Annotated in this window: 18 protein-coding genes; 6 read left to right on the forward strand and 12 right to left on the reverse strand. The window is 63.9% G+C overall.

All coding sequences use genetic code 11. The features are described from left to right. Positions 1-23: 23 nt before the first annotated feature. The 6 genes from L0B83_RS07850 to rpsF all read right to left on the reverse strand — a co-directional run bounded on the left by L0B83_RS07850 (position 24) and on the right by rpsF (position 3465). Positions 24-650, reverse strand: coding sequence for an FMN reductase (locus tag L0B83_RS07850; protein ID WP_234757856.1), 627 nt, complete (start codon positions 648-650; stop codon positions 24-26). 99 nt (positions 651-749) lie between these two features. Then, positions 750-1586 carry a PhzF family phenazine biosynthesis protein gene (locus tag L0B83_RS07855; protein WP_234757857.1) on the reverse strand — a complete coding sequence of 279 codons (837 nt, stop codon included), beginning with the start codon at positions 1584-1586 and terminating at the stop codon, positions 750-752. 109 nt (positions 1587-1695) lie between these two features. Next, a complete protein-coding gene (rplI, locus tag L0B83_RS07860) occupies positions 1696-2148 on the reverse strand; it encodes a 50S ribosomal protein L9 (RefSeq protein ID WP_234757858.1) in 453 nt (150 codons plus the stop codon). 17 nt (positions 2149-2165) lie between these two features. Continuing rightward, complete coding sequence (gene rpsR / locus L0B83_RS07865; RefSeq protein WP_003800144.1) at positions 2166-2405, reverse strand: 30S ribosomal protein S18; 240 nt, start codon at positions 2403-2405, stop codon at positions 2166-2168. 126 nt (positions 2406-2531) lie between these two features. After that, entirely contained in the window at positions 2532-3104 is a 573-nt protein-coding gene (locus L0B83_RS07870) for a single-stranded DNA-binding protein (protein WP_234757859.1), read from the reverse strand. A gap of 55 nt (positions 3105-3159) precedes the next feature. After that, a complete protein-coding gene (gene rpsF, locus L0B83_RS07875; RefSeq protein ID WP_205654719.1) occupies positions 3160-3465 on the reverse strand; it encodes a 30S ribosomal protein S6 in 306 nt (101 codons plus the stop codon). Positions 3466-3724: 259 nt separating this feature from the next. Here rpsF and L0B83_RS07880 point away from each other — a divergent pair, with 259 nt between their 5' ends. Both L0B83_RS07880 and L0B83_RS07885 read left to right on the forward strand, forming a co-directional pair. Continuing rightward, positions 3725-4063 carry a YnfA family protein gene (locus L0B83_RS07880; RefSeq protein ID WP_234757860.1) on the forward strand — a complete coding sequence of 113 codons (339 nt, stop codon included), beginning with the start codon at positions 3725-3727 and terminating at the stop codon, positions 4061-4063. A 103-nt stretch (positions 4064-4166) separates the two neighbouring features. Then, the gene (locus L0B83_RS07885) at positions 4167-4823 is read left to right on the forward strand and encodes a DUF1345 domain-containing protein (protein ID WP_234757861.1); all 657 of its coding nucleotides are present in this window, start codon (positions 4167-4169) and stop codon (positions 4821-4823) included. A gap of 1 nt (position 4824) precedes the next feature. Here L0B83_RS07885 and L0B83_RS07890 read toward each other — a convergent pair whose 3' ends face one another. From L0B83_RS07890 to L0B83_RS07915, 6 genes are all read right to left on the reverse strand, one after another. Continuing rightward, the gene (locus tag L0B83_RS07890; RefSeq protein WP_234757862.1) at positions 4825-6126 is read right to left on the reverse strand and encodes a M18 family aminopeptidase; all 1302 of its coding nucleotides are present in this window, start codon (positions 6124-6126) and stop codon (positions 4825-4827) included. A 55-nt stretch (positions 6127-6181) separates the two neighbouring features. Then, positions 6182-6880: a response regulator gene (locus L0B83_RS07895; protein ID WP_234757863.1), complete on the reverse strand. Its 699-nt coding sequence runs from the start codon at positions 6878-6880 to the stop codon at positions 6182-6184. Continuing rightward, positions 6877-8163: a sensor histidine kinase gene (locus tag L0B83_RS07900; protein WP_234757864.1), complete on the reverse strand. Its 1287-nt coding sequence runs from the start codon at positions 8161-8163 to the stop codon at positions 6877-6879. Before L0B83_RS07900 ends, L0B83_RS07895 begins: the two co-directional genes overlap by 4 nt. Positions 8164-8227: 64 nt before the next feature. Next, positions 8228-9115, reverse strand: a complete 888-nt coding sequence (locus L0B83_RS07905; RefSeq protein WP_234757865.1) for an ABC transporter permease — start codon at positions 9113-9115, stop codon at positions 8228-8230. Continuing rightward, entirely contained in the window at positions 9112-10110 is a 999-nt protein-coding gene (locus L0B83_RS07910; RefSeq protein WP_234757866.1) for an ABC transporter ATP-binding protein, read from the reverse strand. Before L0B83_RS07910 ends, L0B83_RS07905 begins: the two co-directional genes overlap by 4 nt. Before the next feature lie 165 nt (positions 10111-10275). Continuing rightward, positions 10276-11781 (reverse strand): bifunctional phosphatase PAP2/diacylglycerol kinase family protein, encoded by a 1506-nt coding sequence (locus tag L0B83_RS07915; RefSeq protein WP_234757867.1) that lies wholly within the window; start codon positions 11779-11781, stop codon positions 10276-10278. Positions 11782-11930: 149 nt separating this feature from the next. On the opposite strand from L0B83_RS07915, the gene L0B83_RS07920 reads away from it, so the two are divergent. The 4 genes from L0B83_RS07920 to L0B83_RS07935 are packed head-to-tail and all read left to right on the forward strand — an operon-like array spanning position 11931 to position 15914. After that, positions 11931-13481: an efflux RND transporter periplasmic adaptor subunit gene (locus tag L0B83_RS07920; RefSeq protein ID WP_234757868.1), complete on the forward strand. Its 1551-nt coding sequence runs from the start codon at positions 11931-11933 to the stop codon at positions 13479-13481. A 6-nt stretch (positions 13482-13487) separates the two neighbouring features. Further along, complete coding sequence (locus L0B83_RS07925; protein WP_234757869.1) at positions 13488-14216, forward strand: ABC transporter ATP-binding protein; 729 nt, start codon at positions 13488-13490, stop codon at positions 14214-14216. Further along, positions 14213-15460, forward strand: coding sequence for an ABC transporter permease (locus L0B83_RS07930; RefSeq protein ID WP_234757870.1), 1248 nt, complete (start codon positions 14213-14215; stop codon positions 15458-15460). The genes L0B83_RS07925 and L0B83_RS07930 overlap by 4 nt, the downstream gene beginning before the upstream one ends. Before the next feature lie 40 nt (positions 15461-15500). Then, complete coding sequence (locus L0B83_RS07935) at positions 15501-15914, forward strand: hypothetical protein (RefSeq protein ID WP_234757871.1); 414 nt, start codon at positions 15501-15503, stop codon at positions 15912-15914. The last annotated feature ends 52 nt before the right edge of the window (positions 15915-15966 follow it).

The following is a 15966-nucleotide window of genomic DNA, read 5'->3' on the forward strand; positions in this document are numbered from 1 at the left end:
CGGACGGCCCCGCCGCAGCCCGCCTAGCGTCCCGCTGTGATCCCTGCGAGGAGCTGCTCGAAAGGCAGGGATTCCATCGCCTCAGGCTTGCGATGGGGCTGTTCGCCGCTCAGGAGCCGGGCAAGTTCGCCGGCTGCGCGGTCTACGCGGACCGAGAGGGGCGACGCGCCGTCGTCGGTGTTTCCCCAGTCCTGGGGTCCGGCGAAAACGGACGTCTGGGTCATGCGGGTGCGAAGGTAGGTGAAGAGCGGACGCATGGCATAGTCGAGCACCATCTGGTGCCGGTCGGTGCCGCCCGTCGCGCCCAGCAGAACGGCCTTGCCGTCCAAGGACTTAGGGTCGAGCACGTCGATGAAGGACTTGAACAGCCCGCTGTAGGAGGCGCTGAAGACCGGAGTTACAGCAATGATGCCATCCGAAGCCTCGACGCCGGCGATCACCTCTGCGAGGCGCGGCGACGCATAGCCGGTGACGAAGTTGTTGGCGATATCCACAGCAAGGTCCCGGAGTTCGACCACGTCCACCCGTGCCTCATATCCTGCATCACCCAGCTGACGCTTGGCCGACGCGGCGAGCTGGTCTGCGAGGAGCCTGCTCGACGACGGTACGCCAAGTCCGGCGGAAAGGACGGTTATGCGGCGGGTCTCCATGGCGATCTCCTTTGCTAAGTGGTTCGATTGCCTCAAACCAGAGTACATGCGTTTGCATCTATACTCCCAAACCGTTGCCCCGTGCCGTTTATTCCCCGCCTACAGCCGGACGGTGCCCTGGATGCACATCACGGAACTTCCACCCACCCAGGTCACGCCCTGCTCCATCGCGACATGGACCCGACCCGCCCGGCCCAGCACGGTGCCTTGCGCGGCGATGTATTGTTCCGGAGCCCTGCCGGTGCCGATAAGCCACTGGGCAGCCCCCGCATTGAAGCTGCCGGTCACCGGATCCTCCACCATCGCATCTCCGGGTATGAACGTCCGGACTTCGAAATCGGCTCCTGCGCCTTGTTCATGAGGACCGATCACACCGACCTTCAGACCCCGCAACGCTGCGAGGTCCGGCTCAAGGCGAAGGACCTGCTCGGCCGATTCGAGTAGCACGCCGATCCATTCAGGCCCGTTGACCAGCCACGATGCATCCAGGAGTGCGGCCTGGGGCAGCCGAAGGCCGGCGGCCAGCTGTTCCATGGTTCCCTCGTCCACAGGACCGAAACGGGTCAGTGGCGGCGCGGCGAAGGCAAGCCGGCCGCCGTCGAGCCTTACCTTGACCAAGCCTGCGCCACATTCCTGAACCAGGATCCCCGCCTGTTTCGGCACCCCGCCGGACGCCAGCCACGCATGCGCCGAGCCGAGGGTTGGATGTCCGGCGAAAGGAAATTCCTCGCTGCCGGTAAAGATCCGCACGCGGTAGTCGGCAGCAGGGTCGCTCGGCGGCAGGAGGAAGGTTGTCTCGGACAGGTTGGTCCAGTGGGCAAAGTGCTGCATCTGCTCCGTGCTGAGCCCTTCGGCGTCGACGACGACGGCAAGCGGGTTGCCGAGATACGGCACGTCGGTGAAGACGTCCACCTGGGAGAAGGGCCTGCTACGCATGGTTTCATGGTTCACCCCGGCAGGCTATCACCGGGGTTGAGCGAGCAAAGCAAAGGACCCCCGCCTCCGGAAAACCGGGGGACGGGGGTCCTTCAAGCTGCGTCAGGAATTACTTCCCTGCAACGACCTCGAGGTCGATGACAGCGGAAACGTCCTCGCGCAGGCGGACGTTGGCCTGGTACGAACCAAGGGACTTGATGTGGTTCGGCAGTTCAACGTTGCGCTTGTCGATGGAGCCGAGGCCTGCGGCCTCAACTGCAGCAGCCACATCAGCCGGCTTGACGGTACCGAAGAGACGGCCGGAATCGCCGGCCTTCACTACGAGCTTGACCTTCTTGGAAGAAAGTGCCGAAGCCTGGGCCTGTGCAGCTTCAACCGAAGCGTGGGCACGAGCAGCGCGGGCAGCCTTGATGGACTCAACCTGCTTCTCGCCACCCTTGGTCCAGGTCAGAGCGAAGCCGCGGGGCAGCAGGAAGTTACGTGCGTAACCGTCCTTGACCTCGACAACATCGCCAGCAGCACCGAGACCGGTTACTTCGTGGGTCAGAATGAGCTTTGCCATGTTAGTTAATCCCTTCCTTAGCCGCGGCCAGCGCCGGAGTAAGGCAGCAGGGCAACTTCGCGGGCGTTCTTGATTGCCTGTGCGATCTTGCGCTGTTCCTGCACCGTGACGCCAGTGACGCGACGGGCGCGGATCTTGCCGCGGTCGGAGATGAACTTGCGCAGCAATGCTACGTCCTTGTAGTCGATGACGGTGATGTCAGCGGCCTTCAAGGGGTTGGACTTTGGTTTGGGCTTACGGAGTTCAGCCTTAGCCATCGTGGAGCTCCTTTTCTATGGAGCCCGTGGAATGGATCCACGGGATGGTGGTGCTCGACGGCGGTCGCCACCCGGGTGCCTCGCGGCACGTCCGGCGGGTTCCGGCGTCGAACTTTTTATGAATGTTTAGAAGGGAGGTTCGGAATCCGGGCCGTTGCCCCATCCGCCCGCATTGCTGACACCCGGGGTAGCCCAGGGGTCTTCCTGCGGTGCGGACTGGCCGCCGCCCCATGTTCCGCCGGAGTTGCCGCCTTGGTTTGCACCAGCGCCACCTCCGAAGCCGCCGCTGTTGCTGCCGCCGCCGAAGCCTCCCTGACCACCCTGGCCGCCGGAGCGCTGGGTGCGGTTGACCTTGGCGTTGGCGTAACGCAGGCTCGGGCCGATTTCATCGACCTCGAGCTCGATTACGGTGCGCTTCTCGCCTTCCTTGGTTTCGTAGGAACGGCTCTTCAGACGGCCGGAAACGATCACGCGCATGCCCTTGGTGAGGGATTCGGCGACGTTTTCGGCTGCTTCGCGCCATACCGATGCGCGAAGGAACAGGGTTTCCCCGTCCTTCCACTCATTGGACTGGCGGTCAAAGGTCCGGGGAGTAGAAGCGATGGTGAAGTTAGCTACGGCCGAGCCTGACGGTGTGAACCGCAGTTCGGGGTCATTGGTGAGATTACCGATGACCGTAATAGTGGTTTCGCCTGCCATCTACTGCCTCCTTGTTCGTTCCTGCGGGGTAAAGAATGAAAGCGTTGAGCTGAAATTACTCAGCAACAACCTTCTGCTCTTCGGGGCGGGTGATCTTGGTGCGCATGATGGTCTCGTTGAGACCCAGCTGGCGGTCAAGTTCCTTGGCGGTTTCCGGCTTCGCGGTGAAGTTCACCACTGCGTAGATACCTTCGGACTTCTTCTTGATGTCGTAAGCGAGGCGACGACGGCCCCAGATGTCAACCTTTTCGATGGTTCCACCATCGTTGGTGATGACATTGAGGAACTTCTGAAGCGACGGCTCTACGGTACGCTCTTCGACCTCGGGGTCGATGATTACCATCAATTCGTAAGGACGCATATGTGAACCCACCTCCTTTGGGCTAAGCGGTTACGGCATTTCCGTAACAGGAGGTTCATTTGCGATGAACAGTGCTGATGAACGCTTCCGGAAGCGGAAGAGGACGCAGCACAGACTTCAATATCTTAGTCCATTTCCTGCCTCAAAGCCTATTCGGCGTGTCGGCGGAACGGAATCCGCGGCGTTGCGTATGTGGACAACCCAGGTATGTGGATGATCCGCGTGGAACGGCGACCCCTGGCTCGGGCAGACTGAACCCATGACCGTCCTCAGATCCGTGGCACTCTTCATTCTCGCGGCCGTCGCCGAGATCGGCGGGGCCTGGCTGGTGTGGCAATCGGTCAGGGAGGCCAAACCGTGGTGGTGGGCGGGCCTTGGCATCGCAGCATTGGGTATCTACGGTTTCGTGGCGGCGTTCCAGCCTGACGCACACTTCGGCCGCGTCCTGGCAGCCTATGGAGGCGTGTTCATCGCCGGGTCATTGGCTTGGGGAATGCTCCTGGACGGATTCCGCCCGGACCGGTGGGACATTATCGGCGCCATGATCTGCATCCTGGGCGTCGCCGTCATCATGTTCTCGCCCCGGCCGGGCAGTTGAGCCTGCAAAGCAGTTGAGCGTGCCGGGACGCTAAAAGTCTGCGTGGCGTGACGCCGGGGTCTGCCGCGAGGCATGCCATGATCTGAATATGAACGCTGCAGCCATGAGCCAACGTCCGAAGTCTGCCCGTGCCAAACGTTCCCAATTACGATTCGTGATCATGATCGTCGCCGGCATCGCCGCCGCGGTGGCAACGGGAGTCTGGGGACGATGGATCTACGCGCCCGCGGCGGGGTGGGCGGTGGCCGCCGCGGTCTACAACGTCTTCGTGTGGACAATCATCAACCCGATGAAAGCCGATCAGACGAGGATCCATGCCAGGGAAGAGGACCCACGGCGGCCCACCGCGGACCTCCTGATCCTGCTGGCCGCCATCGGATCCCTCGCCGCCTTCGTCCTGGTGATGCTCGGAGCGAAGGAGGCGCACGGGATCGACAAATTCATGCTCGCCCTGCTTGCCCTCGGCGGTGCAGTGGCATCGTGGCTTCTGGTGCACACCCTCTTCACCTTGCGGTACGCCGAGATTTACTACACGGCCGAGCCGCCCCAAGGCATCAACTTCAACCAAGAAGAACCACCGCAGTACACGGATTTTGCCTACATGGCGTTCAGCCTCGGGATGACCTACCAGGTCTCGGACACCTCGATCACCACCAGGGCGATGCGGTCCGCAGCCTTGCGGCACAGCCTGCTCGCCTACGTTTTCGGCGTCGGGATCCTGGCCACCACCATCAACCTCGTGGTGAGCCTCGCGTCCTGAGCTAGATCGCGGTTTGGAAGAACAACTCCGTGACCGTGGCCAAACGGTGCGGATCTTCAACACCGCAGAGCTCGCGCGCCGAGTGCATCGAGAGCAGTGGCACCCCGACGTCGACCGTCCGGATCCCCAGCCGGGTGGCTGTCAGCGGGCCGATGGTGGAGCCGCACGGAACGTCGTTGTTGGAGACGAACTCCTGGTAGGGGATGCCCGCGTCGCCGCAGAGCCGGGCCCAGAATGCCGCGCCGGGGGCGTCCGTGGCGTAGCGCTGGTTGGCATTGATCTTCAGCAGCGGTCCGCCGTTGAGGATGGGCCGGTTGGCGGGATCGTGCCGCTCCGGGTAGTTGGGGTGGACCGCGTGGCCGGCATCCGCGGAAACGCAGAACGACGCCGACAACGCCTGGCGCCGCTCGCCCGCCGTGGCGCCCAATCCATCAGAGATCCGCGTGAGGATGTCTTCGAGGATCGGTCCGCAGGCGCCCGACCGCGAGGCTGAGCCGATTTCTTCGTGGTCGAAGGCGGCCAGGACCGCGATGGGGCCGGCAGCCGGCGCGCCCGCAGCCGCGTGCGCAATGAGTGCCGCGAGCCCGGCGTGGGTTGAAGAGAGGTTGTCAAGGCGTCCGGATGCAAAGAGTTCGCCCTTGGCGCCGAACTGCTCGGGCGCCTGGGTGTCCGCGACAACGATGTCGTAGCCGCCGATCTGCGCGGGATCCACGGAAGCCCCGGCCACCGAGTCCGCCAGGATCGCCAGAACGTCCGCCGAATCGGGATCGCCGAGGCCGAACACGGGATTCATGTGCTGTTGCTTGCCGAGCGTCAGGCCGTCATTGACAGCCCGGTCCAGGTGGATGGCCAACTGCGGAAAGCGCAGGAGCGGTCCGGTTACCGTGAGGTGCTGGGTGCCGTCCAGCATCACAAGCCGCCCTGCGAGCCGAAGCTCACGGTCCAGCCAGGAGTTCAACAGGGGGCCGCCGTAGACCTCGACGCCAGCCTGCAACCAACCGAATTTGCCGGTTGTCGGCTTGGGCTTGAGCTTGAAGGACGGAGAGTCCGTGTGGGCGCCAAGGACATTGAAAGCCGTGGTTGGCGTGGCGCCTTCCGGTGTTACCCAGGCGATGAGGGCGCCATCCCGGATCACGTAGAAACAGCCAGCCCCGCCTTCCCAAGGCTGAAGTTCATCAAGGGCCGTGAAACCGGCCGCATCGAGCCGGCGCGCGGCCTCGCTGACCGCATGGAAGCTCGACGGCGATGCGCTCACATACGCGCCAAGGTCCTGGATGTGTTCTGCAGCGGAATTCGAAGGCATGGCTCCGAGTCTAGCCGCGGCCGCCGATGACGCAGGCGAGGCGGTATCCGCGTCCCTAGTAATCCGGGTTGCTCGGGACTACGAGTCCGGTTTCGTACGCGTAGACCACCACTTGGACCCGGTCGCGCAGGTGCAGTTTGGTGAGGATCCGCCGGACGTGGGTCTTGACCGTGGCTTCGGAGAGGAAGAACTTGTGGGCGATTTCCGCGTTGGACAGCCCTCCGGCGATTGCCTCCAGTACTTCGGTTTCGCGGGGCGTCAGTTCTTCAAGCAGTGGATCGCGGGGAGGGTTTGTGGCCTGGCCGCCGTGCACGCGGCCTCCCCGGACGTACGTCTCCAGGAGCCGCTGGGTGACCCTCGGAGCCACCACGGCATCGCCGCTGGCCACAAGCCGGACGCCTTGGACCAACTCGGCCGGCGCAACGTCCTTGAGCAGGAAGGCGGAAGCCCCTGCCTGCAGCCCGGAGAAAGCATATTCATCGAGGTCGAAAGTGGTGAGGATGATGATCCTGGCGTTGGTTGCCGACGCGGTGATCCGCCGGGTGGCTTCGATTCCGTCCATGGCAGGCATCCGCACGTCCATGAGCACAACGTCCGGTTCCAGTTCCTTTACCTTCCGCACGGCTTCGGCGCCGTCGGAGGCTTCGCCCACCACTTCGAGGTCCTCCTCGCCTTCCAGGATGAGGCGAAATCCCATGCGTAGCAGGGGCTGGTCGTCTACCAAAAGAATCCTGATGGGACCATTGCCGGTCATGATTTCCCCTTGTCGCCGTTCCATTTCAGCTCCGCACGGACACGCCACCCGCCATGGATTCCCGGACCGGCATCCACGGTTCCGGCATATATTCCCGCACGTTCGCGCATTCCCGCGATGCCCTGGCCCGTTCCCAGGGCGGGCTCGTCGGTTCCAGGCTCCCGGAAGCCCCGCCCGTCGTCGAGCACTTCAATGGTGACCGAGTCGCCCTGCCGCACTATCCGCACGTCCACTTGGCTCAAGGAGCGCCCGTACCTGAGCACGTTGGTCAGGGATTCCTGCACGATCCGGTAGACCGTGAGCTGGAATGCCGGGTCTTCAGGAAGCGCAGGGCCCGTGTGCGAGTAGTGCAACGGCAGCCCCGCCGTCCGGAATCCGTCGAGGAGCTTGCTCAGGTCGTGCCCGGAGACCAAGGGCTCCAAAGGCGCCGGCCCCCCGGAGTCGTCCCGCAGCACGCCGAGGACGCGCCGCATGTCGGCCAGCGCGGTCCTGCCGGTGCGGGAGAGTTCGCCAAGCACCTCACCCGCGCGCCCGGGATCCTTCTTGACCACGACGGCGGCGCCGTCCGAGAGGCTGATCATGACCGTCAAGGAGTGGGCCACGACGTCGTGCATTTCCCGTGCGATCCGGTTGCGTTCGGTGACGGAACCCAAGCGGGCGGTGCGGGCGGCCCAGGCCCGGATTTCATTCTCATGCTCGCGCTGCTGCCGCACCGAAATGCCGATGCCGGTGGCAATCAGGTTGGACAACATAATGCTGGCCGCCGCAGCGATGTTGCTGATGAGGTGGAAATTCTCCGGGAGCGGCTCGCCGTTGGCAGGTGTCGCCGGAGCAGTCCACATGAAGAGATACACGAGCGTCAGCGGCAAGCTCGCCGCGCCGAATACAGTCAACGCGAAGGCCCGCGTCCTCGCCACGGCCACCGCATACAGCGCGAACCACAATCCCGCGGAGACGTTCGAACCCCAGGGATTCAGCAGCGTCACTGCCACTTCGAGGACCGAAACGGCCGCAGTGACACTGAGCGGGTTGCGGCGTCGAAGGAACAGGATGCCGGCAATGGCTACGAGCAGCAGGGCCGCGAGCCATTTGCCGTCCGCGATGGAGCTGATCAGCGTCGGCAGCGAAAGGAGCGAGTAGCAAAGCACCACCACCAAGTCCATGACCCGCGGGTGCTCAAAGAGAAAGCGGCGGATCCTGCCACGGCGGCGGAGCGCGATTTCAGCAAAGGACGCGTCGGCCACGTGGGCCGACGCGTCCTGCGCTGGCAACTCGTCACTCATGGCTTGAGCCTAGTGGCGTTACCTAGAGCGGGCGCACTTGGATTGCGAATCAGGCGGTTCCGAATCAGACGTCGCGCTTCTTGAGCACAATGAGGGCAGGAACCATGAACAGGATGATGTAGCCGAGGAACACGAGCCCCGCTTGCCACGGGTCCGGCATACCGTCCGCGTGCCCGATAGCCAGGAACCGGCCAGCTGCCTCGCTGGGGAGGTACTGGGGGACGTACTTCCAGAATTCACCGGGGGCGAAGCCGAGGAAATTGCCCGCGAACGGGAGGACGAACATGATGCCCACCAGGACGGTGATGCCGCCGGCAGGGTTCTTCAGCAGTGTTCCGAGCGAGAGGCCGATCAGCGCCACCCCGGCGACGTAAAGGCCCCCGGTGAAAACGCTGTAGAGGACGCCGTCTGTGTTCCAGCCGAGGTCAAGCCCAAAGTTGGCGAACATCGGTGCGGTCAAGAGGAAGGTCACTGCGGCGGCTGCAACCGAAAGGACGTAGGACACCACCACCAGCACCACGGCTTTGGCGCCGAAGGTGGAGAGCCGCCCCGGCGCTGCGTTCATGGTTGACCGGATCATGCCGGTGGCGTACTCAGAGGCAATGAAGAGCACGGCCAGGGAGCCCATGACGAGGATGCCGATGTTGAGTCCGGCGTTGGGCAGGTTGTAAAGGCTGAATCCCGATCCGGGCGGGAAGGAGTCAACGGCTTGCTGCACTGTTTCCTTATGGCCCTGCCGGCCGACTACAACCAGCTGGTTGATGAAGTTCCAGCGGACGAGGGCGGACAGCACACCGATGCCGACAATCGCCACGAAGGTGAGGACCAACAGGATCTTTGTACTCATAAGGGTGCGGAACTTGATGAATTCGGAGTTCAGTACCCGGAGGAAGGTGACGCCACCGGTCCCCGCTGACGGGACTGCATGATTCTCGCTAACGGTGGTGCTCATGACTGGATCCCTTCCATGGTGGCAGCGGATGCGGGGCCGGTACCTGCAGGGCCTCCCCTCGGCGGGTAACCGGGTCCTGCCGGTCCGCCGGTGATGTGCGAGTGGTATTCCACCTCGTCCTTGGTCAGCTGGAAGTAGGCCTCTTCCAGTGATGACGTGAGCGGCGTGAGTTCGTAAACCAGCACGCGGTTGTCGAGGGCGACCTCGGCGATGCGGATCGGATCCACCCCGTAGATTTCCAAGGTTTCCCGCTCGTTCTGCTCTACCCTGACACCGTCGCGGGCCAGCAACTCGGACAGGCGGGTGGTCTCCGAGGTACGGACCAGCGTGCGCTTGCGGCTCTGGCTCTCAATCAGCGCATCCACCGAGGTGTCGGCGATGATCTTGCCGCGGCCGATCACAATGAGATGGTCGGCGGTCTGGGCCATCTCGGACATGAGGTGGCTCGAAATGAAGACGGTCTTGCCCTGGCCTGCCAGGTAACGGGCAAGGTTCCTGACCCACTGAACGCCCTCGGGATCCAGTCCGTTGACCGGTTCATCAAGGATGAGAGTCTGGGGGTCACCCAACAGTGCGTTGGCGATGCCAAGCCGTTGGCCCATGCCGAGTGAGAACCCTCCGGCCTTCTTCTTGGCAACTGCGGTAAGGCCGGTCATCTCGATGACTTCGTCAACGCGCGAGTTCGGAATCCCGTGGGTGGCGGCCATGGCGCGCAGGTGGTTGTACGCACTCCGGCTCGTGTGGACCGCCTTGGCGTCGAGCAGCGCTCCCACTTGGTGGAGCGGGGCTTTGTGCTGGGAGTAATGCAAACCGTTGACAAGGACGTCACCCGACGTCGGGCGGTCGAGGCCCATGATCATGCGCATGGTGGTGGACTTGCCGGCGCCGTTCGGGCCGAGGAAGCCCGTGACTTTCCCGGGCTGTACGGTAAAGCTGATTCCGTCCACGGCTGTCTTGGCGCCGTAGACCTTCCTCAAGCCTGTTGCCTCAATCATGGAAGCGTTCCCTCCGCTTGCTGCAGCTGTGTGGTGACTGTAAGTACAACGCTATCTACCCGAGCCGCGGAATTCGCCGGTCTCAGGGATGATTCAGGGGGCGGTCAGGGTAGTCCCTATGGATGACGACGGCCCGCACCCGGTTTGCGGGGCATGGGGCACACGCTAGTCAAGCGGTGAATAGACCCGAAGCGCACGACGCCGGACCGCGAACTTCGCGGTCCGGACACCCGGCAACGGCTCGCCGTCGACCGCAATCACCAGCGGCGCTCCGATGGCCTCGATGCTGATTTCCCCGGCTTCACTGAAGTGGGCGACCTTCGATGTAGCCACGGTTCCGGTGACAACCGCCCACAGCAGCCGCAAGCGGGCGAAGGGCTCATCGGCTGTGACCATCCGAATGTCCAGCACCCCATCGTCAAGCACGGGCCGCATCAGTGGCGCCAGATCCCGCGGGTAATACCGGCCGCGTCCTATATAAAGGATCCACAGCGTGTGGCGCACCCCGTTGATCAGGAGCGTGGTGGGAGTTGCCGCCCCGAAAGTGCGCAGGCCGGCAACGAGCCCCGCAAGGGGTTTCCCCAAGGCAGGCTGAAGGCGCTCACGGCGGCGGACCAAGTTGGGGTAGACGCCAACACTGGCAGTATTCAGCATGATGAGTTCAGTGACCTCATCCGTGCCGTAGACCCCCCGGCCCGCGCTCACATGGCCCAGATCTGTCCACGCTGCAGAGCCCGTCTTGGCGGCCTTGAGGGCTCCTTCGAGGGACCGGGCGTCCACGTCGCGGGCAAAGTGGTTAAGCGTTCCGCCCGGCAGCACCAGCAACGGCAGTGAGCGTTCGACGGCGGCCGCCGCGGCGGTGCCGACCGTTCCATCGCCGCCCCACACCCCCACGGCCTTTGTCCCGGGCCGCCCTGCTGCGGCTTGGATTGCCGCAGGCACGTCATCGCCGTCGGAGATCAGGGTGATATGCGCTTTCGGGAATATTTTCCGCAGCTGGGCTTCGGTGTCCGTCGAGTAGGAACCGCCGAGGGCGTTGACCGCGATGCTCAGCCCCTCGCCGTCGCCCACTGCCGGCGCGTCGGCCGGTGTCCGGTCCGTGTCCGGAATGGGAGGCCGGGCCGGCCACCACTTGCGTGTCAAGAGGGCCGCTCCGGCGCCGAGCGCAGAGCCCAGCACAACGTCGGAAGGCCAGTGGGCCCCCGTGTGAACCCGGGAATACGCCACGCCGGCCGCAACAGGAGCCAGAACTGCACCAATGCGGGGATCCACCAGCGTGACGCCAAGAGTAAAGGCCACGGCAGATGCGGAATGGCCCGAAGGCATCGACGAGCTTGTGGGCTGCGGGTTGACAAAACGGAAGACCGGAAGGTGCTCGGGCAACGGCCGCGTACGTGGAAGAAGGGCCTTGAAGCCTAGGTTGGTGACGGCCGAGGCAACCCCAAGAGCCAGGAGTCCATGGATTGCGGCGTTGCGGGGCTTACCGGGAATTGCCGCACAGACGCCAGCCACCGCGAACCAGAGCTTGCCCTTTGTAGCGGCCCCCGAGAGGTTCTTCCAGAAGGCATCATGCCGGCCCTCCGGCCATCGGGAAACCACTCGGACAATGGCACGATCGAGCCGTGCTACCTTTTTAATGCCCCAGTGGCCCCATCGCAGCTTGCTGCCCATCCCACCAGAGTATCGGCGGACCAGTTGGATTGTGCAGAGGGCGAGGATCGCGCGCCGCGTACGCTGGTCCCGGTAGGGCTGATCACGCGTAGGGTAAACCATCAGGTAGCACTCGGCATTCTCCAAGAGAACCACCATAGTCTTCGGGCATGCTCTCAAGACCTCAACTCATCAACGGCGGCATCGGGGTGGCCATCGTCGGCATTGCCGCCGGCGCTTTCTTCGTGCTGAACGGTGTGCCGCAAACGGCTGCCGACACCACCGTCCGCACCATCGCCGTCACCGCAGCCGACCTCGCTGCAGTTTCCACAGCAAGCGGCAATGTCTCGCCCGCAAGCACCACCGTCATCAACGCGCAGAACTGCACAGGGCCCATCGCGACCGTCTCCGCGCTGATCGGTCAACAGGTCACCGCAGGGCAGGTGCTCGTCACCATCGACCCGACGAACGCCCAAAACGCCTTGGCCGTCGCCCAGGCGCAACTGGATTCCGCCGCGGCGCAGGCGAACCAACAACAGGCTTCAGCCAGCAACCAGGTGGCTTCGGCGAGCCAGAGCCTTACGAACGCCCAACAAACGGCTGACCTCGACGCGAGCCAGCAAGCCAGTGCCGTGGCCGCAGCGCAGACCGCAGTGAACGATGACAATGCCAATCTCGCCACCGCCCAGGCGGCTGCCACTGCCCAGCCGAAAAGCCAGCCGGCCCAGAATGCCCTCAGCGCAGCCCAGGCCCAGCTGGCGAAGGACACTCAAGCGCTGACGCAGGCAACCAACCAACAAGCCAGCTCGGCGCTGAAGGACAAAGAGCAGATCGCCTCGGCATCGACGGCCCTCAATTCCGCCCAAAACAGTGGCGGCGCCACCTCCAACACCACCTCTGCCCAGGTTGCCGTGGACACCGCAACCAAGAACCTGGAGTCCTGCTCACTCGCGGCCCCGGTTTCGGGTACCGTCACGGCCGTGAACGCCGTCGTCGGAGGCAACGCCGGCTCTTCCGGGTCCGGCTCGTCCGGATCTTCGGGTTCGTCCGGGGCATCCGGGGCTTCGGGTGCTTCGGGTTCTTCCGGTGCTTCCACGGGCGCCGCGAGCACAGCGTCTTCCGGACTGATCACCATCAGCGATACCGCGCACCTGCAGGTCATCGCCAATTTCGCCGAATCCGATATCGCCGCCATGAAGATCGGCGACTCGGCCACCTTCACCTTCCCGGCACTCAAGACCAACCCGTCCGCGGCACCGGTCACCGGCACCATCACGGCGATCGCCCAAAACGCCACAACCACCAACAACGTGGTCAGCTACCCCGTGACGATCTCCATCACGAACGCCCCGGCTGCCCTGCGGCTCGGCCAGAGCGCCAACATCACAGTCACCACGGCGACTGCCAAGAACGCACTGACCGTGCCCTCGCTTGCGATCACTACCACGGGATCCAAGCAGACAGTCAACGTGATGAAGAACGGGACGCCAACGGCGGTGACCATCACCACCGGGATCTCGGACAACGGCCGCACCCAGGTGCTCACAGGACTCAACGCGGGCGACCAGATTGAACTCCCGGCCATCTCCTCCACCTTGGACACCACCGGCACCAACGGACGAACCGGAACGGGCGGACTTGGCGGCACGGGCGGGTTCGGCGGCGGCTCCGGTTCCGGCTTCACGGGCGGCAGCGGTGGCTCCCGCGGAAATGGCGGGTAAGCAGCCGTGAACGACGCAGTCATCCAACTGGACTCGGTGAGCAAGATCTACGGCAAAGGCGAAGCCGAAGTACGGGCACTAGATTCCGTCAGCATCTCCATTGACCGGGGCGATTTCGTGGCCATCATCGGCGCCTCTGGCTCCGGCAAGTCCACCATGATGAACATCATCGGCTGCCTCGACGGCGCCACCCAGGGGACTTACCACCTGGACGGCATCGATACCGGGACCTTGGACGAATACCAACTGGCGCAGATCCGGAATCGGAAAATCGGCTTTGTGTTCCAGAACTTCAACCTGATACCCCGCACGCGGGCCGTGGACAACGTCTCCATGCCGCTTGCTTACGCCAAAGTGCACCGCAAGGAACGGCGCGAGCGGGCCTTGGAAGTGCTCGGCTCAGTTGGTTTGGCCGAACGGGCCGACCATAAGCCCTCACAGCTCTCCGGTGGACAGCAGCAGCGTGTTGCCATCGCCCGGGCACTCGTGACAAACCCGGTGTTGTTGCTGGCCGACGAGCCTACGGGCGCGCTGGACAGCAAGTCCTCACACGAAATCCTCGACCTCTTCGAGTCCTTGCACGCAAGCGGCCGGACCATCGTGATGATCACCCATGAGGCGGACGTCGCGGCCCGGGCGAATCGCGTGGTCCGCTTCCAGGACGGTCACATCATCGAGGACCGCAGGATCCGCGCCATTAACGCGCACGCTGTTGCGACGGCGGTTCCGGCATGATGATCGCGGAATCGGTTCGCTTCGCCCTGACCGGGGTGATGGCCAACAAGATGCGCTCCATCCTCACCACCTTGGGCATCTTGATCGGCATCGCATCGGTCATCATCCTGCTGGCCGTGGGCGCCGGAACCTCCAACGCCATCAAGGCCCAGATCGGCAAGCTCGGAACCAACGTGCTTACGGTCAGCCGCCAGACGACGGCGGGCGGCCGCTCAGCAGGTGGCGGACAAACCGTCACCGGTCCGCGCTCCCGCGGTACCAACCTGACGCTCCAGGACATGGCGGCGCTGACTGATCCCGTCATGGGCCCCGACGTCGCCGCGACGGCACCGGTGGTCACGGCACAGAACGTCACGGGCACGTACCAGGACGCAACCCACGCGGTCGCCACCTTCGTGGGGACCACGCCGTCGTACTTTTCGATTTCGAACGACACGCTCGCGGCAGGTTCCTACTTCAGCGACGGTGACGCCAGCAATGGCACCGCAGTGGCCGTGATTGGAAATACCGTGGCGCAGGACCTGGTGGGGAACTCGGTGACCTCTGCCGTGGGTCAGACAATCGCCCTCAACGGCCAGAATTTCGTGGTTTCCGGAGTCCTGGCCCAGAAGGGTTCATCGGGACTCAATGATCCGGATGACATTGTGGTGATCCCGTACAGCGCCGCGCAGGATAAGTTCACCGGCTACTCGCCGTCCCTTTCCTCCATCAGCGTCCAGGCGAAGTCAGCCGACGTAATGAACCAGGCCCAAAACGAGATCCAAATGATCCTCGATGCCAGGCACAACGTCACTTCCGCAAACCGTGACTACCAAGTGCGGAACCAGGCGCAGATCCTCACGACGGCCACCACCACCACGGCAACGCTAACCATCCTCCTGGGGGCCGTGGCCGGCATTTCACTCCTGGTCGGCGGAATCGGCGTCATGAACATCATGCTTGTCACCGTCACCGAACGTACCCGCGAAATCGGCATCCGCAAGGCGATCGGAGCCTCGCGCGGCAGCATTGTGAGCCAATTCCTGATCGAGTCGCTCATTATTTCGCTGATCGGCGGGGTGCTTGGAATTGCCGCCGGCTACATCGGCAGCGCCTTCCCCCTGCTGGGAACGCAACCCGAAGTCCAGTGGTGGACCGTGTGGCTGTCGTTCATGGTATCCGCGGCGATCGGCTTGATTTTCGGAATCTACCCGGCCAACAAGGCGGCGAAGCTGCGGCCGATCGACGCCCTGCGGTACGAATAGCCGCCCTTCAACTCAAAACAAAACCAATCAGGAGATCCACATGTCTTACCCCGCGCCCGAACCGGGTCCGCAAAACCAAACCGAGCCGCTGCCGCAATACTCCGCACAACCGCACCAGCCAACCGCGGTCCTACCGGCGGCCGAGGCACCCGCCGGGCAACCATGGGGGCAAGCGCCCGAGCCATTCGTGCCCAAAAAGCGCTTCAAGATGGGTCGCCTGACGACGATCCTCCTCGCCGTCCTGCTGGTTGCCGTCGGATTCTTTGCCGGCGTCGGCGTCACCAAGGCCATGGACGCCCAGGCCCGTCCCGGCCGTGGCCAGTTCCAGAACTTCAATGGCGGCCAGGGCTACAACGGCCAAGGCGGGCAGCGCCGCAACCAGCAGAGCGGCGCTCCCACCAACGGGGCATCGCAGACTGCTGTCCCTTCGGCCCCGGCAACCAGCGCGCCGTAGCCGCCGTCCGGAAAACGACGAACTGACTTGCAGTTGTTGCCGTCGAACGGCA

Source organism: Arthrobacter alkaliphilus (genome assembly GCF_021483235.1).
Lineage (GTDB): Bacteria > Actinomycetota > Actinomycetes > Actinomycetales > Micrococcaceae > Arthrobacter > Arthrobacter alkaliphilus.